Origin of the sequence: Aestuariimicrobium sp. Y1814 (genome assembly GCF_050113895.1) — a bacterium.
Classification (GTDB): domain Bacteria; phylum Actinomycetota; class Actinomycetes; order Propionibacteriales; family Propionibacteriaceae; genus Aestuariimicrobium.
The window spans coordinates 38,040-62,556 of sequence record NZ_JBNJRW010000007.1; the positions used below are offsets into that span (position 1 = coordinate 38,040).

Genomic DNA, 24,517 nt, shown 5'->3' on the forward strand with positions numbered 1-24,517 from the left:
GCCATGTGGAAGGCAACCTTCACCTCGCTGTGGAGCCGCAAGCTGCGGCTGAGCATGTCGGTGGTGGCCATCATCCTCGGGGTGGCCTTCGTGTCCGGCTCGTTCGTCTTCTCCGATATGATCCGCGGCTCGTTCAGCGGCATCATCAACTCCACCGTCCCCGATGTCGACGTCAGCAAGGACTCGACGGCCTCGACCGAGGACGGCACCGCCGGCACCAGCAAGATCAACCAGGCCCTGGTCGACCAGGTGCGCGGGGTCGACGGGGTCAGTGACGCCGCCGGCGTGATCACTGCCGCCGGGGTGGTCGTCATCGACCAGCACGGCAAGGCCATCGTCAGCGTCGGCCCCCCGCAACTCGGGTTCAACTGGCACACCCAGCCGGCCCTGGCCGGGGCCACCGGCCCCCGCCTGATCGAGGGCCATGCCCCCGAGGCCGACGACCAGATCGTGATGGACCCCGACACCCTGCGCAAGTCCGGCTACAGCATCGGCGACCGCGTCAAGGTGATCACCCCCACCGACGGGACGATCGAGGTCACCGTCGTGGGCACCGGTTCCTTCGGCGACGGTTCCACCGCCGGGGCGACCTACCTGTTCTTCACCACCGCCCGGGCCCAGGCCCTGTTCCTCGACGGCGCCGACAGCTTCACCAGCATCTGGGTCACCACCCACGCCGACGCCGACCGCGCAGCCGTGGCCGAACGCATCCAGCAACTCCTGCCCGAGGGCTACCTCGCCCAGGACGGGCAGGTGCTGGCCGACGAACAGCAGGGCATCGTGGCCTCGTCCATGGGCTTCCTCGACACCTTCCTGCTGGTCTTCGCCGGCATCGCGCTGCTGGTGGCGACCTTCCTGATCGTCAACACCTTCACCATCCTGGTCGCCCAGCGCTCCAAGGAACTCGCCCTGTTCCGCTCGATGGGCGCCAGCCGCGGCCAGATCATGTCCACGGTGCTGGTCGAGGCACTCGTCCTGGGTGTGGTCGGGTCGGTCATCGGCCTGTTCACCGGGGTGGGGCTCGCCTACCTGCTGAAGGCCGGCATGAGCTCGGTCTGGGACATCGGACGAGTCTCAGTGACGCTTGGCCCGACCGCCATCATCGCCTCCTTGGGCACCGGCCTGGTGGTCACCCTGGTCGCCAGCCTGGGCCCTGCCCGCCGGGCCACCCGGATCGCTCCGATCGAAGCCATGACCAGTGCCCAGACCGAGCAGGAGAAGGGCCTGGGCGCACGCGCCGTGGTCGGGGTCGTCCTGGCCGTCCTCGGGGCGGTCGGCATCCTGCTCGGCCTGTTCACCGACATCCCGGTGCCGATGGCCTGGGCCGGCGCCGGGATGGCGGCCGCGATGATCGGTGTCGCGATCGCCTCCCCGCTGCTCGGACGACCGGTCGTCTGGCTGGTCGGGCGGCTCTACCGCGCCCTGTTCGGTGAGGTCGGCAAGCTGGCCGAGCTCAACTCGATCCGCCAGCCGCGCCGCACCGCCGCCACCGCCTCAGCCCTGATGGTGGGCCTGACCCTGGTCTCGACGATCGCCATCTTCGGCCAGTCGGCCACCGTCTCGGTGACCGACCAAGTCGAGAACACCGTGCGCGGTGACTACCTGGTCGGCCAGCAGGGGTTCACCGAGTTCCCCGCCGTGGTCGGTGACAAGGTGGCCGCCGTCGACGACGTCGAGGCCGTCCACCGGATGAAGATGGGGCTGTTCATGGACGGCGAGGAGTACCTCGGCGTCGGCGGCATGGACCCGGAATCCTTCGACAAGCTGATGACCATGAGCATGGTCAAGGGTCGCAACATCGCCGGCCCCCACGAGATGCTCATCGAGGAATCGGTCGTCACCGACGAGGGCTGGGACATCGGCACCACGAAGACCTGGTTCTCCCCCGAGGCGCAACGCACGGTCACCTACACCGTGGTCGGCATCTACTCCAACGGGGAGGGCACCAACATCTTCGACAAGTGGGTCACCACCGAGGGCCTGCAGTCGATGGGGCTGGGCGCCAGCGACGTGTTCCTGACCATCGACCTCAAGCCGGGGGTCGACCCCACCGCCGCCCGCACCCACCTGGACGCCGCCGTGGCGGACATGCCGCTGGTCAGCGTGATGGACACCCATGAGTACACCGAGCAGCTGCTGGGCAACCTGGCCCAGGTGATGGGCCTGCTCTACGGCCTGCTGGCGCTCAGCATCGTGATCGCCGTGCTGGGCATCGTCAACACGCTGGGCCTGAGCATCATCGAACGCACCCGTGAGATCGGGCTGCTGCGGGCCATCGCCCTCACCCGCTCGCAGGTGCGTCGGATGATCACCCTCGAGTCGGTGGTGATCGCCCTGCTCGGGGCGGTCGTCGGGGTCGGCCTGGGCACCGCCTTCGGGGTCGTGCTGCAACGCATCATCGGCGCCGAACAGGACGTCCACCTGCTCAGCATCCCGTGGGACCAGCTGGCGCTGTTCGTGGTCGCCGCCGTCGTGGTCGGGGTGCTGGCCGCGGTCTGGCCGGCCCAGCGGGCCGCCCGCACCGACGTGCTCGCGGCGATCGCCGCCGAGTAGGTCAGCTGGTCCAGGCCCGCCACAACGCGGCGTACTCGCCGTCAGCAGCCATCAACTCGTCGTGACTGCCCAGCTCTGCCACCCGCCCATCGATGACGACCGCGATCCGGTCGGCATCATGGGCGGTGTGCAGTCTGTGGGCGATCGCGACCACGGTTCGTCCGGTCAGCAGCGCCGACATCGAACCCTCGAGGTGCCGGGCGGTGCGCGGGTCGATCAGGCTGGTGGCCTCGTCAAGCACCAGGGTGTGCGGGTCGGCGAGCACCAGCCGGGCCAGCGCCACCTGCTGGGCCTGGGCCGGGGAGAGCTTCACATTGCCCGACCCGACCAGCGTGTGGATGCCCTGCGGCAGCCGATCGACCCAGTCATGGGCATCGACGGCCTTCAGTGCCCTGCGCACCTGCTCGTCGGTGGCGGTGTCCTCCCGCGCCAGGATGATGTTGTCGCGGATGCTGCCGACGAACACGTGGTGCTCCTGGGTGACCAGCGCCACCTGGGTGCGCAGTTCGTCCATCGGCAACCCCATCACGTTCACCCCACCGACCAGCACCTCACCGGTGCGGGGACGGTTGATGCCGGCCAGCAGCCGACCCAGGGTCGACTTGCCCGAACCGGACGGGCCCACGATCGCCAGCCGCTCCCCCACCGCCAGGTCGAGGTCGACTCCGTGCAGCACGTCGTGGCCCTCGCGGTAGGCGAAGCGCAGGTCGTGGCCGACCAGGTGCGCATCGGCGGGGCGCTCGTCCACGGCGACCCGGTCGGGTTCCACACTGTTGATGCCCAGCAGTCGCGCAGTCGAGGCAATGCCCGACTGCAGCCGGTCGACGCACTGCAGCAGCACGTCCATGGGCCCGACCAGCTGCTGGCAGTACAGCGCGGCGGTGGCGACCTGGCCGAGGCTCACCCAGCCGTTGCTGTAACCGACCGCCCCGAGCACCACCACCAGCACCAGCGGCGCCTTCAGCGCGGTGTCGGTGCCGGTGTAGAGCAGGTTGCGCAACGTCATCGTGTACCGCTCGGCCTGCCCGGAGACCTCGGCATCCCCGTCGGTCACCCGCACCCGGCGGCGCTGCAGGTTCAGCGACTCGACGGTGCGGGCCGACTCGACCGACTCGGTCAGCGGGGTGTTCATCGCCGAGTAGGAGCCGCCCTCGGTGATGTAGCCGGCCAGTGAACGCTTCAGGTACCAGGACGCGACCAGGCCGAACAGCACCAGCGCGACCAGGTTCGGCAGCGCCAGCAGCGGTGCGGTGATGACCAGGGCGGTCAGGGTGATCGTCACGGTCGAGGTACTGATCAGGAAGTGCGGCAGCGCGAACTGCACCGACTCGGCCATCACCGAGACGTCGCGGGTGACCCGGGTGACCAGGTCGCCGGTGCTCGCCGATTCCACCCGTGACAGCGGCAGGCGCAACACCGAGCGGACGACACTTTCGCGCGCGCTGGCGAGCAGGTCGTTGCCGTAGACAGCGGTGACGTAGCGGGCGGTGAACCCGAGCAGGGTCTGCCCCAGCACGATGAGGACACCGAGGACGACCAGTCGGGTCAGGTCACCACCCAGGCTGAGGTCACCGGCGCGGGCCCGGTCGATGACCACCCCGAGCAGGGCCGGCAGCAGCACCCCGCAGATGGCGGCACCCACGTTCGAACCGAGCAGCGCGGCCAGCATTCCCGGGCGCCGGGCGAACAGGGTTTTCACGAAGCCGAACACGGCCGAGTTGTCGGCCACGGGCAGGCCACGTTCAGGAGCGCGGGAGTTCCGGAAGAACTCCGTGGCCCGCTGCTGGCGCAGCACGTAGCGGGTGCGCAGGTCGGCCAACCGGCGCAGCGGCCCACCGCGGTGGGTGGGGAACAATTCGTCGGGCAGGTCGCTGCGACGCATCGGCTGGTCGGTCCAGGTCTCGCGGGACCCCTCGAGCACGCTCATGCCAGCACCTCCTCGTCCAGATCGACCCCCCGCGCGACGATGCCGCGGTAGTCGGGGTTGCGCATGAGCTGGTCATGGCGCCCGGTGGCCACGCACACGCCGTCCTTCATCAGCACGACCCGGTCGGCCTGGTGCAGCCACAGCGGTGACACGGTGGTCACGATGGTGGTGCGCCCACGCCGGTGCGCCGGGACGCGCTGCGCAATGCGGGCCTCGGTGTGGGCGTCCACGGCCGAGGTGGGTTCCACCAGCACCAGCACGTCGGGGTCCAGCAGCAGGCCGCGCGCCAGCACGAGGCGTTGCCGCTGCCCACCGGACAGGCCTCGTCCGCGTTCGTCGACGCGGCCGGCCCAGCCACCGGGGACGGCTTCGTAGACGTCTTCGGCGTTGGCGACCAGCAGCGCCTGCTCGGCCTGTTCACGGGTGGCCTGCCCGTGCGGGTCGACCACGTTCTGCAGGGTGCCGGCGAAGACGCCGGCCTGCGCGTCGGAGACGACGATGTGCTGGCGGACCTGCTCGATCGGCACCTGGGACAGGTCGACCCCGCCGACGCTGACCCCCCATCGTCCGACTGCCCGTTCCCGGTCGCGCTGGGCCTGGCGGGCGCGCTCTTCGCGCAGCCGCCGGCGTTCCGCCTTGGCCTCGCGGCGGTTGAGGTCGGTGTCGACGGCCAGGGCGACCTCGTCGTCATCGGCCAGGTAGCGCCCGATGCGGTCGCAGACGGCCGCCGAGTCCTCGGGGACGGCCGAGACGAGGATGGTCAGTTCGCCGGGCCGGGCGACCACGCCCGAGGCCTGGTCGATGATGACCTCACCCAGGGGCAGGTCGACCGGGTCGCTGGGCTCGGTCCAGGGCACTTCCTGGCGCAACAGGCCCAGCGCCTTCTCGGCCGAGACCAAGCCCTGGGTCCACCGGTTGATGAACTGGAACAAGGTGTTGACCGGGCCGACCAGGAAGACGGCATAGCCGAAGAAGCTGACCAGCTGGCCCGGCGTCAGGGCGCCCGAGATCACATCGCGGGCACCGAGCCACACGATGACCACCATCAGCCCACCACTCATCAGGGTGGCCATGGCGTCGACCCCGGCCTGCCACGGGGCGGCCCGGTCACCGGACTGGCGCACCAGCTGCGACTGCCGGGCGTAGTTGTCGCCGAAGGTCCGTTCCCCACCGATGCCGCGCAGGATGCGCAGCCCGGCCACGATGTCGGTGGCCATGCCGGTCAGGGTGGACGAGCGCGACCGCATCTGCGTGCGGGCCCGGCTCAGCGGCCCCAGCAGCGGCCCCGAGGCGATCACCATCAGCGGGGTGGCGATCAACACGATCAGGCCCAGCCGGGTCGATTCCTGCAGGACGACCACGGCCACCACCAGGATCGCCAGCACCGAGGCCACCGCCCGGTTGGTCACCTCGGTGACCGCACCGAAGATGTCGGAATCACTCATGGCCACCGACAGCACCTCACCGGTGGGGGCGCGCCGGGGCAGGTGGTGGCCCAGTTCCATCGCCTTGCGGTTGGTCAGCATCATCGAGCGGTTGAACACGGCCAGCCACTGGGACACCCCGGTGGTGTGCATCAGGGTGCCCGAGATGGACGCGAAGGCGATGTTCACCGCCAGCACCGCGGCCCAGCCCACGGTCGTCCACAGGTTGCCCGAGGCCACGCCGGAGTCGATGGTGCGGCCCAGGAACCAGGGGGTCAGGCCGTTGGGGACGTACCAGCAGATCGCCAGCAGGGTGGTGATCGCGACCAGTCCGCGGGACTGCCACATCAGCCACAGCATGAACCGGGCCGGGGAGCGGGTGTCGGGGGTTTCGGGCGTGCTGGGCAGGTCCACCGGCAGCGGGCCCTCGTGGGTGGCTGGCAGCCCGTAGGCGTGGACTCTGGGCGGGAACGTCTGCATGGCGTCCGCCAGCCTACGGGATGGGTAGTTAGCGGCGCTAACGGTTATCGGGGCGCCCAGCGCTACTCGCAGTAGTAGTCGCTGACCCTGTCACGTGTTACCCATTGTTCATCTGGGGGCTTTCGAATACTAACTTTCGTCAATGCTTTGCCGACGACTACTTGAGGATTCAACCGAATGCGAATCGCGTCTAGGTAGGGGTACTCAAACACTTCTGGGGACGTACTCAAACCGGTGCACGGTGGGTGCCCAAGCAAGACAAGTAGTAGCCCCCCGCCAGCGGGATCCCGCCGCAAACACGGCCGTGGGAGCCTTGTAGAGGGTCGAAATCAGGTGGAACCCGTAGGGGTGGCCCTTACGTCAGACCTCCCGAGAACACCTGAGGGACCGCCTGAGGCAAGAAGGACGGAAATACGCACATGAGCACCACCATCAATACTGATCTGACGATTCCTGCCTGCGTCGAATACGCTGACCTGTTCCAGGATCCGATGCTCGAGGACCAGGTCGCCCCGAAGAATGTCGATGAGCGCCGCCAGTTGATGATGATGCAGCGCAAGGCCGAGAACATCTGCCTCGACTGCCCCCTGATGACCCGCTGCCTCTACACCGCCGTCGTCGAGCACGACGTGGCCGGGCTGGTGGCCGGCACCACCCCGCGCCAGCGCGCCGAGATGCGCAACCTGCTCGGGGTCAGCCCGAAGCCGGAGGACCTGGACACCCACGCCGGTGTCTCGGCCCCCAACCGCCAGGTTGACCACAACGAGGTCGTCCGACTGCGCAATGCCAACCCCTACGAGTCGCTGGAGTCCATCGCCCAGCGCCTGGGCTGCTCGCTGTCGACGGTCAAGCGCCACCTGCGCAAGGCCCGCAACCAGGACAGCGAGGCCGGCCCGGCGACCACCACCGAGGTTCCCCCGAGCGTGGAGCAGGTGATGACCGCCTACCGCACCGTCACCGCCCCTCGTCCGAGCCGCTCGAGCCGCACGGTGCGCGCTGCCTGACAAGCCGGCGTCACCTGCTGTTCAACCGGCAGTGGCAAGCTAGGAATCATGACTGCTACCGACTGGCGCCCACAACTGGTTGCCCTCGACATCGACGGAACCCTGCTGGATGAGGCGGGCGTGATGCCCGACCACATCAAGGAGTCGGTCTCGAGGGTGCTGGATGCGGGCGTCCCGGTGGTGCTCTCGACCGGCCGCGGCTGGTACGCCACCGAGCCGGTCTTCGAGGCCCTGGGCCTGCCGCCCGGCCCGTCGGTCTGTTCCAACGGCGCCGTGCTGGTGACCTACCCACCGTTCGAGCTGGTCGAGGTGGCCACCTTCGACCCCGAGAAGGTCATCCGGCACGTGCATGCGTTGTCCCCCAATGCCCGGATCGCCGTCGAGGTGATCGGCAAGGGGTTCCGACTCAACAAGCTGTTCCCCAACGGTGACCTGGCCGGTCAGATGACCATCGAGACCATCGACGAGCTGTGCGCCGAGCCCGCGAGCCGCGTCATCGTCCGCGACCCCGATGTGGCCTCCGAGGAGTTCCTCACCCTGGCCGACGACCTGGGCATGCACGGCGTGAGCTACGCCGTGGGCTGGTCGAACTGGCTCGACATCGCCCCCGAGGGCATCAACAAGGCGCAGGGCCTCGAGAAGGTCTGCGCACCGCTGGGCATCAAAGCCGAAGACGTGCTGGCCATCGGCGACGGCTACAACGACATCGAGATGCTGGCCTGGGCCGGTCGCGGTGTCGCCATGGGCCAGGCCGCCGACGGCGTGAAGGTGCACGCCGACACGGTCACCGGCACCTTCTTCGAGGGCGGGACGAGCCAGGAACTGCGGCGCTGGTTCTAGCCCTGGACCGGGGTCAGGGCCTCCCGGCCACCGAGGTAGGGGCGCAGCACCTCGGGGATGCGCACCGAACCATCGGCCTGCTGGTGGTTCTCCAGCAGCATGATGATCATCCGGGTCATCGCGCACAGGGTGCCGTTCAGGGTGGCCACCGGGCGGGTACCGCCCTCGAACCGGCCACGGATGCCCAGGCGACGAGCCTGGAAGTCGGTGCAGTTCGAGGTCGAGGTGATCTCGCGGTAGCGCTCCTGCGTCGGCAGCCAGCCGTAGCAGTCGAACTTGCGGGCCGCCGACAGCCCGAGGTCACCCGAGGCCACGTCGAGCACCTGGAAGGGGATCTCGAGCGCGGTGATGAACTCCTTCTCCCAGGCGAGCAGCTTCGCATGCTCGGACTCGGCCTCGGCCGGGTCGCAGTAGACGAACAGCTCCCACTTGTCGAACCAGTGCACCCGGAAGATGCCGCGGGTGTCCTTGCCGTAGGAACCGGCCTCACGCCGGAACGCCGGTGAGAACCCGGCGTAGCGCAGCGGCAGCCCACTGACGTCGAGGATCTCGTCGCTGTGGTAGGCCGCCAGCGGCACCTCGGCGGTGCCGACCAGGTACAGGTCGTCGTCGGGCAGGTGGTACACGTCCTGGGCGGCCTGGCCCAGGAAACCGGTCCCCTCCATGGCCGAGGGCTTGACCAGCGACGGCGGGATCATCGGGATGAACCCCCACTCCAGCGCCTTCGACAACGCGAACTGGCTCAGCGCGAACTCGAGCAGCGCACCCTGGCCGGTCAGGTAGTAGAAGCGTGACCCCGAGACCTTTGCGCCGCGGGCCATGTCGATGGCGCCGAGCATCTCGCCCAGCTCCAGGTGGTCGCGCGGGGTGAACCCCTCGGCGGCGAAGTCACGGGGGGTCCCGATCGTCTCGAGGACGACCCCATCGTCCTCACCGCCGGTGGGCACCACGTCGAGGACGAGGTTGCCGAGCTGCTTGTAGAGCTCGTCGTAGCTGGTCGCGGCCTCGTCCACCTGGGCCTGGGCCTGCTTCACCTGCCCCGAGAGGGCCTTGGTCCGCTCCAGCAGGGCGGCCTTCTCCTCGCCCTGGGCGCGGGCGACGTCCTTGCCGATGCTCTTCTGCTCGGCGCGCAGCGACTCGAAGGTCGCGATGGTGGCGCGACGCTCGGCGTCAGCGGCGACCACCTGGTCGACCAGTTCGACCGACTCACCGCGACGTCGCTGGGAGTCGCGGACACGGTCGGGGTCGTTGCGCAGCACGGCGGGATCGATCATGATGCCACTGTATCCACCAATTCTGAGGAGACGGACTCGATGCAGCGTTCGCGCCGGGTGTCGAAGTTCGCCGTGGGTGGCCTGGTCGGCTCCATCGTCGCCTTCGCCCTGTGGACGTGGCTGGTGCACTCCAACAGCCTGCTGGACGACTTCGACCGCGCGATCCGCCCACCGCTGCTGGGTGGTGCCTGGTTGGAGGTCAACCGGGCCGTGGCGGTGGTGACCCTGCCCGTGGTCGGTATGCTGCTGTGCTGCCTGGCGCTCTTCTGGGCCCTGCGCCGCCGACTGCGGAACCTGGCCTTCGCCCTGTTCCTGGCGCCGGCCGTGGCCTGGTCCCTGAGTGCGGCCCTGTCGGTGGTCATCGCCCGGGCACGCCCACCGCTGCGCTACGACCCCTCGTTCACGCTGCGCGGGCCGGGCTACCCCAGCCAGGACTTGGCGGTGATCACCGCGGTCGCGCTGATGGCTGTGGTGGTGGCCACGGTGACCCGCGCCCACTTCCGCACCCTGCGGAGCCTGCGGTTCTGGATGGTCCTGCTGGTCGCGGTGATGGCGGTCAACCGCTGGCTGGTCGGTGCGGCGTGGGCCAGTGACCTGGTCGGCGGCATCCTGCTGGGGGTGGCCGCCACCTCGGCCGCCGGCACCATCTCGGGGCTGGTGCGCGAACCGGTGTGGTTCACCCTGCGCCGCGCCCGCGACACCGCCGCGGCGAGCCCGGGTCGGGCCTGCGCGGTCATCTACAACCCGGTCAAGGTCGGCGACGAGGCCACCTTCCGCCGCCGGGTCGAACATGAATGCGCCACCCGCGGCTGGGACGCACCGCAGTTCCTGACCACCACCGTGGACGACCCCGGCTACGCGATGACCACGGAGGCGAAGGCCCTTCGTCCCGACCTGGTCCTGGTCGCGGGTGGGGACGGGACGGTACGCGTGGTCTGCTCAGAACTGGCCCATTCCGAGATCCCGCTGGGTATCATCGCCGCCGGCACCGCCAACCTGCTCGCCCGCAACCTCGGCATCCCGCTGGACGAGTCGGAGGCGCTGGAGACCGCCTTCGAGGGCATCGCCACCCCCACCGACCTGGTCAAGGTCACCATCGACGGGGACCGGCGCCACGCCGAACACTTCGCGGTGATGGGTGGCCTGGGCATTGACGGCAAGGTGATGGCGCAGACCAATGCCGAACTGAAACGGGTCGTGAAGTCGGTGGCCTACTTCGTCGCCGTCGCCCAGAACCTCAACACCCCGCCGGTGCAGGCCACGGTCACCCTCGACGGCAAACTGGTCAACGACAACCCGGCCACCCTGATGCTGGTCGGCAATGTCGCCGAGGTGCAGGCCGGGCTGGCCATGTTCCCCCACGGCACCCCCTTCGACGGTGAACTCGACCTGATCGTCACCTCACCGCGGGGGTTCGGCCAGTGGGTCCGGTGGGGGCTGAAGCTGCTGCGCAAGCAGGTCTCGCACAGCGTGACCGAGATGCAGGGCAGGAAGGTCGAGATCAAGGTGGGTGAGCCGATGCCCTACCAGTTCGACGGTGACACCCTGGGCATGGCCAGCAGCTTCGTCGCCGAGGTGGTACCCGGGGCGGTCACCATCATGACCCGGCCCTACAAGGTCTCCAACCAGGCCCGTGCCTTGCGGTAGTCGTGGTCGCTGCTGCCGCGCTGGGCAGCGGTCTCGGTCTCGTCCGCCCGGGGGTAGGAGCCGAGGAAGACCACGTCGCGGCAGGTGCGTTTGAGCCCGAGCAGCGCGTCGGCGATGCGTTCCTCGGCCAGGTGGCCCTCGGCGTCGATCGAGAAGCAGTACTGCCCCAGGGTGGTCTTGGTCGGCCGCGACTCCAGCCGGGTCAGGTTCACCCCGCGGGTGGCGAACTGCTCCAGGATGTGCAGCAGTCCACCGGGGCGGTCGAGGTAGGGGTAGACGACCAGGGTGGTCTTGTCCTGCCCGGTGGGTTCGGGTGGGGTGCCGGGGCGGGCGACCAGGACGAAGCGGGTGACGGCGGCGTCGTTGTCGGCGATGCCACCGGCAAGTTCGGTCAACCCGTACAGGTCGCCGGCGACCTTGGCGCAGACGGCCGCGTCGTGGGTCGAGTCAGGCTTGCTGACGCTCTCGGCGGCACCGGCGGTTGAACCGCCCTCGGTGACGGTCGCCTCGGGCAGGTTCGCCGCCATCCACAGCCGCACCTGCGCGGCGGCATGGGGGTGGGTCAGGACGCGCTTCACGTCCTCCAACCGGGTGCCGGGCCGTCCGTAGAGCCCGAACTGGATCGGCAGCAGCACCTCGCGGACGATCCGCAGCACCGGTTCGGAGCCGAGGTTGTCGAGGGTGGCCGAGACCCCGCCCTCGACGGAGTTCTCGATGGGCACCAGTGCCGCGTCGACCTCACCGGCGCGGACCGCGTTGAGCGCGGCCACCACGGAGGCGTAGGGCCGGTTGTCGTGGTCGCCGAGGGTCAGCAGGGCCTGGTGGGTGAAGGTTCCGGCGGGGCCGAAGTATCCGTACAGCACGGGCAAAGCCTAGGCGAAGGCGATGCCCTCGCGGGACGCGGCCATCTCCGCACGCTGCTGGTCGGTCATCTTCTCGGTGCTGGCACCGGCCCAGACCAGCCAGGTCCACTCGTCCAGCTGGACGACCAGGGCGGTCACCTCGGCCTCGTGCTGGGTCTGCCCGTCCAGGTAGGTGACGCGGACGCTGGCCTGCCACGCCGAACGGTCGTCGATCTCGACCTCGGTGATCTCGGGTTGGCCGACCAGGGGCCGGGTCGGGCCGAAGACCTGGTAGGCGATCTGGGTGGCGGCGAGGCCGGCGTTGTTGCCCTCGTACTGGGGGTGCATCAGCCCACCGGCGGCGATCCCCACGTGCACCTGCGCGCCGGGAGCGTTGTGCGGCACCTCGCTGCCGGGCAGGTAGGAGAAGTAGCGCTGCTGGAACAGGCCGTCGCGTTGCCGGTCGGATTCGGCGCGGTCGAAGTCGCCGTCGGGCATCGGCACGCTCACCACGCCCGGTAGCACCACGACGCCGCTCTCGAGGCTCAGGTTGCGCGGCAGCGGGACGATCGTGCCCGGTTCGCTGGGCAGGGTCGGCAGGGCGTCGGGGGCGTCGCGCCGGTTCAGGGCGACCCCGATGCCGGCGATCAGCGCGAAGATGAGCACCCCGGCCAGCAGCGCCCAGCCGGTCCAGCGGATCACCTTGTCGGTGAGCGTGGGCACGGGGGTCACCCGCCGGTCGGGGGCGGGCGGCGAGGGGGCGTCGCGGCTGGTGCTCACCCAACTCGTCCACCCGGCGCCGTCCCACCAACGGAACCTGTCGGAGGTCGACGGGTCGTCGTACCAGCCGTACGGCTTGTCGGCCACCGCACCTCCCCCGGGTCGAAGTCTGCTCCTCAGGGTAATCGGTGCGGGGTCTGTTCGGACGACCGACTGGCACGGCGGCTGGGTAGAGTGCGGATGTGCCCATCACCATCTCCCGCCACCCCCTGGCCAGGTGGGCGGCGCGCACCACGACCGCTGTCACGCTGGTCGGGTTGTCGGCGCTGGTGGCCACCGCCCCCACCGCCCAGGCCGCCGACCCGCTCGACGTGTCGCTGTGCCGCGCCTTCCAACCCTCGGGCAACCTGGGTGCCAGCGCCTGGCAGATGGATCGGTTGCGGCTGAAGGAGGCCTGGGCCCTGGCCACCGGTAAGGGCATCACCATCGCGGTGATCGACACGGGCACCAGCAACATCAACACCGCCTACTTCAACCCCAATGACGTCACGGCGCTGAACATGATCCCGCTCGAGGACCAGGACCTCAGGGACGGGCTGGACTGCGGCCACGGCACCCAGGTGACCAGCCTGATCGCCGGCACCTCGGGCATCGATGCTCGCACCAACTTCGGTGGCGTGGCGCCCGGGGCGAAGGTGATCGCTTACCGCAGCCTGTCGGTGCCGATCGACGAGCAGGGCAACCAGCAGGCCGAGTCACCGGCGCCGACCATCGCCGCGATCAACGAGGCGATCGCCGCGAACGTCGACATCATCAACATCTCCCAGGTGATGGGCCTGCGCGACCCCGACTACGAGGCCGCGATCGCCCGGGCCATCGAGGCCGGGATCGTGGTGGTCGCCGCCGCCGGGAACACTGACAGCGGGCTGTCCGGCCCGGCCTACCCGGCCTCCTTCCCCGGGGTGATCTCGGTGGGTGCCACCAAACCGGACGACACCCCTTCCGAGATGTCCTACTCCCACCCGGGCATGGAAGTGACCATCGCGGCACCGGGGCACCTGGTGACCGCGCTGGCGCCCTCGTCGAAGCCCCCGGCGACCGACCAGCAGACCCTGGTCGCCAACCAGGCCTACACGAATGTCACCGGCACGTCGTTCGCGGCGCCGCTGGTCTCGGGGGTGGTGGCGCTGCTGCTGGAGCGTGAACCGAACCTGACCCCGGCCGAGGTGAAGCAGCGGCTCGTCGAGACCGCCGACCGCCCGGTCACCACCCCGCCCGACCCGAAGGTCGGCTGGGGAGTGGTCAATCCCGTCCGGGCGCTGGTCGGCACCACCGTGCCCACCACCTCGCACCCCAGCCCGCGGGCCTCCGAACCCCCGATCCAGGTGCAGCCCCCCGAGCAGGTCGACCCCCGCCCCCGCCAGCTCACCCTGGCCATCGCCGCCGGCGCCACCGGCCTGACCGCGCTGGGGCTCACCCTGAAACTGGTCATCCCGGCCGCCGCCCGAAGGGGCTTTGCCGCAGCGGAGCCGGACGACACGGAGTAGTTTGTCCTCGCTCCGCTCGGACGGCGCCGCACGACACGGCGCTTACGCAACCACAGCCGCGGCCCGGCTGAGCGAGGTACGAGCGAAGCCCTCGCGCAAGCGAGCGAGGCACGAGCGAGCGCGCCGCGATGAGGGTTTTCAGGCCGCGCCGTCCGAGCGGAGCGAGGACAGATTATTCAGTGACATCAGCAATCTGGACGAGGACCTTGCCGGCACGGGTGACGAGGGTGCCTCGTCCGGGGGGCAGGGGGCTGGGCTTCACATCGCCCCAGAGCACGCCCTCGTCCTTCGTGCCGCTCATGATCAGGCCGGGGTTCACCGCGTCCTTCATGCGGGCCACGATCTGGTCGCTGAAGACGGTGCGCCCGGCACCACCCATGCCGCGGGCCATGATGATGTGCAGGCCGATGTCCTGGGCCTGGCTGACCAGGTCGGCGAAGGGCATCATCGGGTTGCCGAGGCTGGTGGCGACCAGCTCGTAGTCGTCGACCACGACGAACATGTCCGCGCCGCTCCACCACGACCGGTCACGCAGCTGCTGCTGGGTGACATCAGGCCCGGGCAACCGGGTCCGCACGGCATCGGCAGCGTTCTTCAGCAGCTCGGTGCCCGCCTGGGACGAGGCGGCGTAGCCGATCAGGTGCTCCGACTCGATCTCCCCGAGCAGGTCGCGGCGGTAGTCGACCAGGATGATCTTGGCCTCCTTGGGGGTGTAGCGGGCGGTGATCCCCCGCAGCAGCACCCGCAGCAGGTTCGTCTTGCCCGACTCCGGCGCACCGAAGATCATCATGTGCGGCTCGGCGACCGGGTCGAGGACCACCGGCGCCAGTTCCAGCTCGTCGATGGCCCATGGCAGCGTGCGGTCGGTGCCGTTGTGCACCAGCGGCGGCAGGGTCGAGATGTCGAGGCTGTCGGGCAGCATGCGCACGGGCGCGGCCCGCGGGCCCTGCCAGGCCCGGTTCATCTGTTCGATCATGGCCCGCTGGCCCACCGCGACGTCATCGGCCGACTCGACCGAGTCGATGCGCGGCAGGCCGATCAGGGAGTGCAGGCCCTCGTTGGTGATGCCGCGACCGGGGCGTCCGGCCGGGACGATGGCCTGCACCTTGCGGTTGATTTCCGACTCGAAGGGGTCACCGAGCTTCAGCTCCAGTCGTGACTGCAGCATGTCGCGGATGTTGGCGCGCATCTCTGACCACTTGTTGGCCGCCACCCAGACGTGGATGCCGAAGCCCAGGCCGGTCGCGGCGAGGTTGGTGATGGTCTGTTCCTGCGCCTCGAACTCCTGGCGCAGGGTGTTCCAGCCGTCCACGACCAGGAAGACGTCGGTCGGGAACCGGTCGGCGGGAATGCTGCCGTCACGGCGTCCGCGCCGGTAGGTGTTCATCGAGTCGATGCCATGCTCGGCGAAGAACACTTCGCGGCTGGTGCGCAGGGTGTTCATCTCGGCGATGGTGCGGCGCACCCGGTCGACGTCGAGTCGTCCGCAGACCGAACCGATGTGCGGCATGTCGCGCATCGAGGTGAGACCACCACCACCGAAATCGAGGACGTAGAAGCCGACCTCGGTCGGCGTGTGGGTCAACGCCAGGCCGGTGACCGCCGCGCGCAGGCCCATGGACTTGCCGGCCTGGGGGCCACCGACGACGGCCAGGTTGCCGCCCGAACCGGAGTAGTCGATCCACATCGGGTCGCGGCGCTGGTGGCGCGGCCGGTCGATCAGCGCCACCGGACCCCGCAGCTGCCCGTAGACCCGCTGGTCGGCGCTGGTCAGGCCGCGCTGCGGAATCTCGACCAGGTTGCCGCCGAGCAGCTGGTCCATCGTCGGCGGGTCGTCGAGCGGCGGCAGCCACACCTTGTGCGCCGGCCAGCCGTGGCCCTTCATCCGGTTGACGGCCAGGGTGAGCAGGGTCTCCTCTTCCTCGTCCTCGTCGTCGGCCTTCTTGGGTTCGGGTTCGACGGGCTTCTGCTCGAGCTCGGCGCGCACCGGCGGCGCCTCGACCTCGGGACGCTCGACCTTGGCGACCGGGTGGGCGTCGAACTCGAGCACCGGTGGGCGCCAGGCATCGCTTTCGGGGATCGGCATGCCCAGGTCGTCGCTCGTCGAGGTCCCACCACCGGAAGAGGGCGACCCGTGCCACGGGCCCGAGACGTAGGCCGCCTTGAAGCGGACCATCGAGACGGTGTCGAACTTCAGGTAGCCGTTGCCGGGGCCGGGCGGTAGTTCGTAGGCGTCGGGCACGCCGATGATGGTGCGCGATTCGGCCGGTGAGAAGGTGCGCAGGGCGATCCGGTAGGACAGGAAGGTGTCCAGGCCCTTGAGCTTGCCCTCCTCGAGCCGCTGGGAGGCGAGCAGCTGGTGCACCGCGATCGATCGTCCGACTCGACCGATCTGCAGGAACAGGTCGATGAACTCGGGGCGCGCGGTCAACAGCTCGGAGAACTCGTCGACCACGATGAACAGGTGCGGCATCGGCGGGATGTCGGCCCCGCCCTGGCGAGCGGTTTCGTAGTCCTCACGGTTCTTGAAGTTGCCGGCGGCGCGCAGCACCTCCATGCGTCGGTCGAGCTCGCCGCCGATCGCGTCCTGCATGCGGTCGACCAGACTCATCTCACCCTCGAGGTTGGTGATCACCGCCGAGACGTGCGGCAGGTCGTCGAGGCCGAGGAAGGTCGCGCCACCCTTGAAGTCGACCAGCACCAGGTTCAGCTGTTCGGTCGAGTGGGTCATCGCCAGGCCGAGCACCAGGGTGCGCAGGAACTCCGACTTGCCCGAACCGGTGGCGCCGATGCAGATGCCGTGGGGGCCCATGCCGCCCTGGGCGGCCTCCTTGATGTCCAGTTCCACCGGACGACCGTCCTCGGCGGTGCCGAACGGGATGCGCAGGTGCTGGCGCAGCGGGCGCAGCTTCCACGACTGGCGCACGTCGAGGGTCAGCGGGTCACCGACACCCAGCATGGCCGGGTAGTCCTTCGGCGGTTCGAAGACGACCTCGGGAGCGTCCTCCTCCTCGGCGACGGCGCTGGCCGGCAGCCGGTAGGGGGACAACTGGCGGGCGAGCATCTCCATGTACACCAGCGGCGCCCCGTCCGGACGACCGAGCGAGGTGCGGGCGATGACGCCCTTGGGGGTGCGGCGGTGCAGGGTGAGGGTGTCGCCCTTGACCTCCAGGAAGGCCACCTTCTCCTGCATGCGGCGCGGCACCTGGGTGTCGTTGGTGACGTGGATGCCGATGGCGTGGGCCGAGGGGGTGGAGTACTGGCTGGCCACCACGTCTTCGACGCCGTCGACGATGACGACCACCTGAGCGGGGTCTGAGTCGGGGTTGACCTGGTTCATCGACAGGGCCTGCAGGTCGTCGGCCGAGGTGGCGAACAGGCGCACCGGGCCCACCCCGTCCTTCTCGTTGGGGTGCTGCAGGTGGGGCAGCCACTTCACCCAGGTCCACTTGTCCTGTACGTCGGGGGCGGCGCAGACCATCACGCGGATGTCGCCGGGAGCGTGCCATGTGACGGTCTGGGCCAGCATCGAGTAGGCCAGTTTGCGGCAGGCCTCGGTGTCACCGACCAGCCTGATCTCGCGGAACCCGTCCAGGTTCATCGCCAGCGGCACCGACTGGACGAGCCGGTGGGTGCGGATGAAGCGGCGCAGCGCCCCGGTGGTGAGCGGTTCCAGGTCCTCGAGCGGCTGCGACTCGGGCGGGGTCAGTCGTTTGGCGAACTGCTGCGGGCCGACCGCGACGCGGATCGAGGCGAAGTCCTCGTCGTCGCGGCGGCGTTCCCACATGCGCTTGTTGCCGATGATCGTCCACAGGGTTTCCGGCGGTGGGTGCCGGAAGGCCACGGCGGCACGCTGCTGGTCGGCGCCCTGGCGGACCTGCCGACGGGTCTGGCCGAGGTAGCGGAAGTAGTCACGCCGGCCGGCGTCGAGCTGCTGGGACTGGTCGTCGTTCTGGCGGCCGGTCTGGCTCATCATCATGCCGAGCATCGAGATGGCGTACATGCCACCGACGATGCCGCCGAGCGGGCCACGGCCGCCCATGCCGCCGCCGCCCATCATCATCACGCCCATGGCCAGCGCGCCGGCCACCATCGGCAGCATGCGCAGCAGGTTGCCGAACGGTTTGCTCGGTGTCGGCGGGGGGATCTCGGGGGGTGGCTCCAACAACAGGTCGCCGCGGGGCATCGGCGGCGGCGCGGCCCGTTTTGACCGGTTGAACGTGATTGAACCCACGCGCCCAACATAGTCGTTGTGCAGGCCAGCCCGGGTGCGGAAGACCTTCCAGCAAGTAGGGTGCTGCCGTGAGCAGTGTGATGGACGAGGACCTGGCGCGGGTGACGATCATCTCCCCGAACCGCCGGGTGGACCTGGCGTTGCCGGGGTCGGTGACCCTCGGCGAACTGATGCCCAGCATCGTGAAGTTCGCCGGTTTCGAGGCCAGCAACGCCACTGACGCCGTCCACACCTGGGTGCTGCAGCGCTTCGGGGAGGACCCGCTCGACCCGACCGCCCGGGTGAACAAGCTGTCCATCAGCGACGGTGAGACCCTGCACCTGCGCCAGCGTGAGAACGCCCTGCCCGATGCGGCCTTCGACGATGTGATCGACGCGGTCGCCACCACCACGACGCAGCGCCCCTCGTGGCTGCCCAAGCACTCCCAGCGCTTCACCCTGGGGCTGATGCTGGTGCTGATGACGGTGCTGCCGTTGATGGTGATCAGCCAGCCGCTCGAGGACGAGATGATGGCCAACATCGGGCGCCTGTTGGCCCCGGTCGGCGGCCATGTCTGGTGGGGTGCGATTGCCTGCGGTGTGCTGGGCTTCGCCACCGCGATCGCCAGCATTTCGGTCTCCCGGGCCGTCGGGGAGTACCGCGTCGCCTCAGCCCTGGCCTGGGGTTCGGTGGCGCTGGCCTTCCTGTGCGGCTACAACCTGCTGCCCGGTGTCGCCTCGGTACCGCTGCGGTTGACGGTGGGTGCCGCCTTCGTGCTGGTCTTCGCCGCCGCTCTCGCGATCGCCGCCCAGGTCAGTGTGATGCCCCTGTTCACCGCGGCGATGACGGCGCTGCTGGTGCTGGTGGCCGGTTCGGTCATGACCGTGCTGCCCGACCAGTTCCTGACCATCTGCGCGGTGGGACTGTGCCTGTTGGTGGCGATCACCGCGATGCTGCCGACGTGGAGCTACAAGCTGGCCCAGATCGCGCTGCCGGTGCTGCCGCCCGACGCCGAGACCATGCTGGCCGACGAGACCCCGGTGCAGAGCGACATCGTCTCCCGCGCACTGTTGGCCGACCGGCTGCTGTCGGCCTTCCTGACCTCGACCAGCCTGGCGGCGCTGTTCCTGAGCCTGCCGGTGCTGCTCACCCGCGGGATGTGGGAACTGCTGCTGGTCACCGCGATCGGCATCGCCCTGACCCTGCGCTCGAACGCTTTCGTCGGGCTGCAGCAGCGGCTGGCCCTGCTGGGCACCGGCACCGCGATGCTGCTGCTGGCCTTCGCGATCGGCATCAGCCGCTACTCGCTGCTCATCCAGGTGGTCGCCGGCTTCAGCGCGGCCGTGCTGATGATCCTGGTGCTGACCCTGTTCGCCACCGCGATCTACAACAAGGTCCCCAGCCCCGTGTGGGGCCGGGTCGGCGACATCCTCGAATGGCTCTCGATCATCGCGATCATCCCCCTGCTGCTCGCCATGCTGAACCTGTACGCCCGCTTCCGCGGCCTTACGAGTTCCTAAGCGACCCCTCGCAGGAGTACTTGGACTACTCGGGCGCAGCGATGGACTGCAACTTGGCCGGCCAAACGACCCCTGGCCGAACTTGAGAAGTGGATCGACACCGCCACCTGGCCTGAGAGCGCCCGCAACCTCGTCGTCGCCGACCTTGTACGAGTCGGAGCCAACTTCACCACCGGCTCGGTCGAACTCGGCGTGAAGCCCGGACCACGAACCTGGACCGCAGAACAGATCAGCAACCTGCTCGGTGTCCCCGTCACCGTCGTCGAGGAAGACGGAGTCCCCACCCTGCCTGTCGGCTGACACCTAGTTGAAGAGCAACCGGTATTCCTGCGCGCCGGGGGGCATGGACACCCGCGTGGTGCGCCGGGGCATGGCCAGCACGACATCGCTCTGGCCGAGGTTGGTGGCCTGGCGCAGCTGGGCCTGGCTGAGCACGTAGGCGCGGCGCACATTGTCCAGGCCCTTGGCGTCGATGGGGCCGAGCAGGGCCAGGTCACAATTGCGCAGGGAGTGGACGGCCGAGCCAGTCGACACATCCGCGATCACCGCGATCGCCTGCCAGGCGCCGACGGCCACCTGGGTGGAGTCGAACCCGTCCGCGTCGTCGACGACCAGGCTCGGACGATAGGGCCGGCCCTGGCCGGGCACCTTGTCGGCGCGGGTGAGGAGGTCGACGGTGCCGCCGACGCGCTGGATGGAGTCGGCCAGCGCCTTCCAGTTGCGCTGGTTGCCGGACACGATCGTGATGTGCGCGCCGAGGCAGGCGGCGCGGAAGATCAACAGCCAGGTCGCATACTCGGGAGCAGCCAGAAAGATGCGGGTGCCCTGCGGGCGGAACAGCCGCAGCGAGATGTCGGCCCGGTTGGTCTTGCCGATCACCAGCCCGCTGGGGCCGGTGCGCACCACCGCCGACTTCCCGGTGGCCTCCACCGCGGGCAGTCGCCATTCGCTGCCGGTGCTGGTCGTCGTGGGGTTGCTCATCGTTCCACCTGCTTGCCCAGCGGGACGGTGGCCAGCATCGTCGGCACCTGCGCGCCGCCACCGAAGGACAGCTTCACCGACGACGGCAGTGCCTCGGCCAGGTCGCTGACCGCGGCCTGGGCCAGTTCGGCGGTGGGGGCGGCCAGGCGCACCGCCCCGGTCGCCCGGGAGGCCGCATCGAGGGTGAACGAGGTGACCGCGAACAGCACCGGCGCATGGTTGAGGGCCTGCAGCAACGACTGGTAGCCGATGGAACGGTTCTTGCCCCAGCTGCGGACGTGTCGTCCGGTGTGGGTGAGCCCGTCGCACTGCCAGGTCGACCAGCCCTCACTGGAGCGTTCGGCGCCGTGGTCGGGCGTCGAACCGCTGGTCAGCGAGAGCACGTCGTAGATCTCCAGGGGGGTCAGGGTGCGGGTGACGATGCCCTGACGCTTGAGGGCGGCCTGCACGCGGTGCATGCCGAAACGCAGGGTGGCGTAGATGCCGTCGGTCGAGGCGCCGCGGCGGGCCACCGCCTCCAGGCACAGGCGCGGGTCGAGCCGCACACACAGCCAGGTCATCCTCACCGCCGGTGGGGCGTCGCCCCCGGACACCTCGGAGTAGGCACCCGGCGCCGGTGAGCCGACCGGGAACAGCACCTGCACCGGCGCGGGCACGGTGTAGGTGACCACCTGCAGGCCGGCGAAGACGATGTCGTCCTGGCGGGTCAGGCCCGACAGCGCGTCGAGGTCGATCTTCTCGCCCGAGTCGGCCACCAGCACGTCGTCAGAGTTCAGCGCGAGCACACCGGTCCAGCTGCGGCCATCGGTGACCACCCCGACCTCGGCGCCCTGGGCCGAGCGGGTCTGGTTCACGGTGAGCCCGGGTACCCACTGCGCCAGCGGGACGAGGTCGACGGGCATGTCGGCCGGTTCGCTGACCTGCTCGCGGCCGCGCTTGAGGTAGCCGGCCAGGTTCGCGGCCCAACCGATCAGGCTGCGGCCCTTCACCGGAACCCCCACCAGCAGCGCCACCCCGGCGATGACGCCGGCGATGATGTAGCCACGCATCGTCCCGGTCAGGGCGAACAGCACGACGGCGATGATGACGATCTCCCAGCCGAGCGAGCGCACCCAGAACCGGCCGGTCAGGCGCCGGGGCGTGCGCACTGCCAACTGCGCGGCTCGTGCCATCGTTCCTCCTGTGTCCGGCGCGGCTTGCTCCGGGCCCACTCTAGGGCCCGAACGGTTTAGGGTGGCGGGGTCGGGCGCGCTGACCTGTCCGAACTGGCCCCCTGAGGGACCAGAATGGGGGTGTCTGAGTACCTGCACCCATGCGGTACTCAGTCGTCCGAGCCGGTGAGGAGGGTGGAATGGCCACACGCAAGGACCTGTTGAAGGCCCACACGTTCACGACCCAACGCCTGGTCTCGGCCCTGGTCACCCGCAACCCGGACGACCAGACTCCCCCGCTGCGCCGGGTCGGCACCGCGACCTTCGTCTCGCTGCTGATCGGCATCGTGCTGCTGGCCGGGTTCGCAGTCTTCGGCCTGATCCGCAAGCAGGTCACCACCGAGCAGTGGCAGAAGTCGGGTGTGGTGATCCACGATGCCGGCTCGGGCGAACTGTTCGTCTGGGACGACGGCACCGCGTCGCTGGTGCCGATGAACGACATCGTCTCGGCCCGGTTGAGCGCCGGCAACGGTGGTGCCCCCGAGATGGTGACCGTGAAGAGCGCCGACCTGGTCGGCATCAACCAGCGTCCCCGGCAGGGCATCCCCGGTGCGCCCTACCAGCTGCCCCTGCAGGCCGACATCACCCCCTTCCCGCTCCGGGTGTGCGCCACCGAACCGAACCCCACCGGCGCCCGCTTCCTGACCGTCCAGATCGGCAACAAGGCACCGGCGGCGACCAGTTCGGTCGACATCGCCGTGGAAACCCCCGACGGCCAGCAGTACATCGTGATGAACGGCACCGCCCACAAGCTGCTGAACCAGGGTTCGGTCTCACCGCTGATCGAGAACCTGCCGCTGTTCCGGGTCAACGAGGCCTGGCTGGCCTCACTGCCCTTCGGCCACCCGATCGACCGCCAGGAGATCCCCGGCGCCGGCGGCACCCCCGCCAAGGGCAACTGGACGATCGGGACGCTGACCCGCATCGGTGCCGCCAACGACGCCGACACCCGCTACTACGTGCAGCTGAACGACGGGCTGGTGCGCCTGTCGTACCTCGACATGCGGCTGATGGTGGCCACCGGCACCCCCGAGGCCACCCCGATCTCGGAGAACGACTACTCCCAGTTCGCCGACAACTCGACCACCTTCGGCACCGAGGGGCTGCCGTTCGGGCGCCCGCAGGGCCCGACCAACCTCGGCAATGTCGACCAGTTGTCGCTGTGCGCCACCTACATGAGCGGTGACCAGACCTGGCCCAACATCACCATCGGGGCGCCGACCCCGACTCGTCCGGCGACGCTGGTGAACCCGGTCGGCAACAAGGCCGACCTGGTCGAGATGGACCCGCTGGCCGGCGCCATCCTGCAGAACCACACCCTGCGTGGTGAGCAGACCGCCACCTTCCTGGTCACCAACGGCCGGATCTTCGGGATTCCCGACCAGGAGTCCCGGTTGGCGCTGGGCTACAACGCCTCGACCCCGGTCGGGCGAGTGCCCGAGGGAGTGCTGAACCTGTTCGAGCCCGGGCTGCCCGCCGGGGTCGACCTGTCACGCGCGTCGATCACCAGCATTTGAGTTCTGCTGCGACGCGGGCGGTGAAGTGACCCTGTCGCGCCCTAATGTTCTTGTCAGAAGGATCGAGTTCCTCCGAACGGTGGGGGAGCGACAGGAGCCGGGACCACCCGGTCACCCCCCAAATCAGGAAAGGTACTGCCATGTCGGGACAGAGTCAGGTTGATCGCGCCAAAATGCAGGTGGCTGCTGGGCAGATCGAGGATGCCCACGGCACCATCCACGGAATCCAGACCACCCTCTCCGGTGACGTCACCCAGCTGCGCAGCGGATGGCGCGGCCAGGCTTCGGACGCTTTCTACAGCGCCTACACCCAGTTCGACGGTGAGTTCGAGAAGGTCAAGGCCGGCCTCGACGACATCCACACCAAGCTCGTCGGCTCGCAGGTCTCCTACACCCAGACCGAAGAGGAGCAGAAGGCTGCCTCGAACCCGATCCTCGGCATGCTCTGAGCCGCAGACAACTACTAGGACTTAGGAGAACATCATGGGCGACTTCACTCTTGTCAACTCTGCGGCTATGCAGCAGGGCATCGGTAGCCTCAAGAAGGCTCACACCAACCTCAACACCACCCTGGACACCCTCAAGGGCCAGCTGAACCAGAACCTGTCCGAGTGGGACGGCGCCGCCCGCGCCGCCTACTCCGAGGTCCAGCGCCAGTGGGACCAGTCGGCTCTCAAGATGAGCGACATCGTCAACAAGATGGGCGTGGTCATGACCTCGATCTCCGAGGGCTACGACGCCAACGAGAAGAACATCCAGTCGCGCTGGAGCTGACCCGCACGCACCACAGCGACCTGATGCAGGCCCCGGTCTTCGG

At 69.2% G+C, this 24,517-nt stretch carries 17 protein-coding genes; 9 read left to right on the plus strand and 8 right to left on the minus strand.

Features of this window, described 5'->3' with window-relative positions:
- Positions 1 to 3: 3 nt before the first annotated feature.
- Positions 4 to 2,553 (plus strand): ABC transporter permease, encoded by a 2,550-nt coding sequence (locus ACQE3C_RS09510; RefSeq protein WP_434538947.1) that lies wholly within the window; start codon positions 4 to 6, stop codon positions 2,551 to 2,553.
- Position 2,554: 1 nt separating this feature from the next.
- Here the strand turns inward: ACQE3C_RS09510 and ACQE3C_RS09515 are convergent, their stop codons facing one another.
- Together ACQE3C_RS09515 and ACQE3C_RS09520 are read right to left on the minus strand one after the other, a co-directional pair.
- Positions 2,555 to 4,480 carry an ABC transporter ATP-binding protein gene (locus ACQE3C_RS09515; RefSeq protein WP_434538948.1) on the minus strand — a complete coding sequence of 642 codons (1,926 nt, stop codon included), beginning with the start codon at positions 4,478 to 4,480 and terminating at the stop codon, positions 2,555 to 2,557.
- Positions 4,477 to 6,384, minus strand: a complete 1,908-nt coding sequence (locus tag ACQE3C_RS09520; protein WP_434538949.1) for an ABC transporter transmembrane domain-containing protein — start codon at positions 6,382 to 6,384, stop codon at positions 4,477 to 4,479. Before ACQE3C_RS09520 ends, ACQE3C_RS09515 begins: the two co-directional genes overlap by 4 nt.
- Positions 6,385 to 6,803: 419 nt before the next feature.
- Here ACQE3C_RS09520 and ACQE3C_RS09525 point away from each other — a divergent pair, with 419 nt between their 5' ends.
- Together ACQE3C_RS09525 and ACQE3C_RS09530 are read left to right on the plus strand one after the other, a co-directional pair.
- Positions 6,804 to 7,388: a WhiB family transcriptional regulator gene (locus ACQE3C_RS09525; RefSeq protein WP_434538950.1), complete on the plus strand. Its 585-nt coding sequence runs from the start codon at positions 6,804 to 6,806 to the stop codon at positions 7,386 to 7,388.
- Between the two features lie 75 nt (positions 7,389 to 7,463).
- Entirely contained in the window at positions 7,464 to 8,228 is a 765-nt protein-coding gene (locus ACQE3C_RS09530) for an HAD family hydrolase (RefSeq protein ID WP_434539054.1), read from the plus strand.
- Here ACQE3C_RS09530 and serS read toward each other — a convergent pair.
- On the minus strand, positions 8,225 to 9,502 hold the full coding sequence (gene serS / locus ACQE3C_RS09535; protein WP_434538951.1) for a serine--tRNA ligase: 1,278 nt from the start codon (positions 9,500 to 9,502) through the stop codon (positions 8,225 to 8,227). The genes ACQE3C_RS09530 and serS overlap by 4 nt on opposite strands.
- A gap of 39 nt (positions 9,503 to 9,541) precedes the next feature.
- Here serS and ACQE3C_RS09540 point away from each other — a divergent pair, with 39 nt between their 5' ends.
- Complete coding sequence (locus ACQE3C_RS09540; RefSeq protein WP_434538952.1) at positions 9,542 to 11,149, plus strand: bifunctional phosphatase PAP2/diacylglycerol kinase family protein; 1,608 nt, start codon at positions 9,542 to 9,544, stop codon at positions 11,147 to 11,149.
- Here ACQE3C_RS09540 and pheA read toward each other — a convergent pair.
- Positions 11,113 to 12,012 (minus strand): prephenate dehydratase, encoded by a 900-nt coding sequence (pheA, locus tag ACQE3C_RS09545; protein ID WP_434538953.1) that lies wholly within the window; start codon positions 12,010 to 12,012, stop codon positions 11,113 to 11,115. The two genes, ACQE3C_RS09540 and pheA, sit on opposite strands and share 37 nt — an antisense overlap.
- Positions 12,013 to 12,021: 9 nt before the next feature.
- Complete coding sequence (locus ACQE3C_RS09550) at positions 12,022 to 12,858, minus strand: DUF2510 domain-containing protein (protein ID WP_434538954.1); 837 nt, start codon at positions 12,856 to 12,858, stop codon at positions 12,022 to 12,024.
- Between the two features lie 95 nt (positions 12,859 to 12,953).
- Between ACQE3C_RS09550 and ACQE3C_RS09555 the strand changes: the two genes are divergently transcribed.
- Positions 12,954 to 14,258, plus strand: coding sequence for a S8 family serine peptidase (locus ACQE3C_RS09555; RefSeq protein WP_434538955.1), 1,305 nt, complete (start codon positions 12,954 to 12,956; stop codon positions 14,256 to 14,258).
- A 172-nt stretch (positions 14,259 to 14,430) separates the two neighbouring features.
- Here the strand turns inward: ACQE3C_RS09555 and eccCa are convergent, their stop codons facing one another.
- Positions 14,431 to 18,492 (minus strand): type VII secretion protein EccCa, encoded by a 4,062-nt coding sequence (gene eccCa, locus ACQE3C_RS09560; RefSeq protein WP_434538956.1) that lies wholly within the window; start codon positions 18,490 to 18,492, stop codon positions 14,431 to 14,433.
- Positions 18,493 to 18,560: 68 nt separating this feature from the next.
- Between eccCa and eccD the strand changes: the two genes are divergently transcribed.
- The gene (gene eccD / locus ACQE3C_RS09565; protein WP_434538957.1) at positions 18,561 to 19,991 is read left to right on the plus strand and encodes a type VII secretion integral membrane protein EccD; all 1,431 of its coding nucleotides are present in this window, start codon (positions 18,561 to 18,563) and stop codon (positions 19,989 to 19,991) included.
- A 303-nt stretch (positions 19,992 to 20,294) separates the two neighbouring features.
- Here eccD and ACQE3C_RS09570 read toward each other — a convergent pair whose 3' ends face one another.
- Positions 20,295 to 20,972, minus strand: coding sequence for a hypothetical protein (locus tag ACQE3C_RS09570; protein ID WP_434538958.1), 678 nt, complete (start codon positions 20,970 to 20,972; stop codon positions 20,295 to 20,297).
- Positions 20,969 to 22,144: a type VII secretion protein EccE gene (eccE, locus tag ACQE3C_RS09575; protein ID WP_434538959.1), complete on the minus strand. Its 1,176-nt coding sequence runs from the start codon at positions 22,142 to 22,144 to the stop codon at positions 20,969 to 20,971. The genes ACQE3C_RS09570 and eccE overlap by 4 nt, the downstream gene beginning before the upstream one ends.
- A gap of 179 nt (positions 22,145 to 22,323) precedes the next feature.
- On the opposite strand from eccE, the gene eccB reads away from it, so the two are divergent.
- The 3 genes from eccB to ACQE3C_RS09590 all read left to right on the plus strand — a co-directional run bounded on the left by eccB (position 22,324) and on the right by ACQE3C_RS09590 (position 24,474).
- Complete coding sequence (gene eccB / locus ACQE3C_RS09580; protein WP_434538960.1) at positions 22,324 to 23,700, plus strand: type VII secretion protein EccB; 1,377 nt, start codon at positions 22,324 to 22,326, stop codon at positions 23,698 to 23,700.
- A gap of 140 nt (positions 23,701 to 23,840) precedes the next feature.
- Positions 23,841 to 24,149, plus strand: a complete 309-nt coding sequence (locus tag ACQE3C_RS09585) for a WXG100 family type VII secretion target (protein ID WP_434538961.1) — start codon at positions 23,841 to 23,843, stop codon at positions 24,147 to 24,149.
- A gap of 34 nt (positions 24,150 to 24,183) precedes the next feature.
- On the plus strand, positions 24,184 to 24,474 hold the full coding sequence (locus ACQE3C_RS09590; protein WP_434538962.1) for a WXG100 family type VII secretion target: 291 nt from the start codon (positions 24,184 to 24,186) through the stop codon (positions 24,472 to 24,474).
- Positions 24,475 to 24,517 lie beyond the last annotated feature (43 nt).

Coding starts and splice junctions, on each gene's coding strand:
- ACQE3C_RS09510 (WP_434538947.1), top strand. CDS start 4: ATGTGGAAGGCAACCTTCACCTCGCTGTGGAGCCGCAAGCTGCGGCTG.
- ACQE3C_RS09515 (WP_434538948.1), bottom strand. CDS start 4,480: ATGAGCGTGCTCGAGGGGTCCCGCGAGACCTGGACCGACCAGCCGATG.
- ACQE3C_RS09520 (WP_434538949.1), bottom strand. CDS start 6,384: ATGCAGACGTTCCCGCCCAGAGTCCACGCCTACGGGCTGCCAGCCACC.
- ACQE3C_RS09525 (WP_434538950.1), top strand. CDS start 6,804: ATGAGCACCACCATCAATACTGATCTGACGATTCCTGCCTGCGTCGAA.
- serS (WP_434538951.1), bottom strand. CDS start 9,502: ATGATCGATCCCGCCGTGCTGCGCAACGACCCCGACCGTGTCCGCGAC.
- ACQE3C_RS09540 (WP_434538952.1), top strand. CDS start 9,542: ATGCAGCGTTCGCGCCGGGTGTCGAAGTTCGCCGTGGGTGGCCTGGTC.
- ACQE3C_RS09570 (WP_434538958.1), bottom strand. CDS start 20,972: ATGAGCAACCCCACGACGACCAGCACCGGCAGCGAATGGCGACTGCCC.
- eccE (WP_434538959.1), bottom strand. CDS start 22,144: ATGGCACGAGCCGCGCAGTTGGCAGTGCGCACGCCCCGGCGCCTGACC.
- eccB (WP_434538960.1), top strand. CDS start 22,324: ATGGCCACACGCAAGGACCTGTTGAAGGCCCACACGTTCACGACCCAA.
- ACQE3C_RS09585 (WP_434538961.1), top strand. CDS start 23,841: ATGTCGGGACAGAGTCAGGTTGATCGCGCCAAAATGCAGGTGGCTGCT.
- ACQE3C_RS09590 (WP_434538962.1), top strand. CDS start 24,184: ATGGGCGACTTCACTCTTGTCAACTCTGCGGCTATGCAGCAGGGCATC.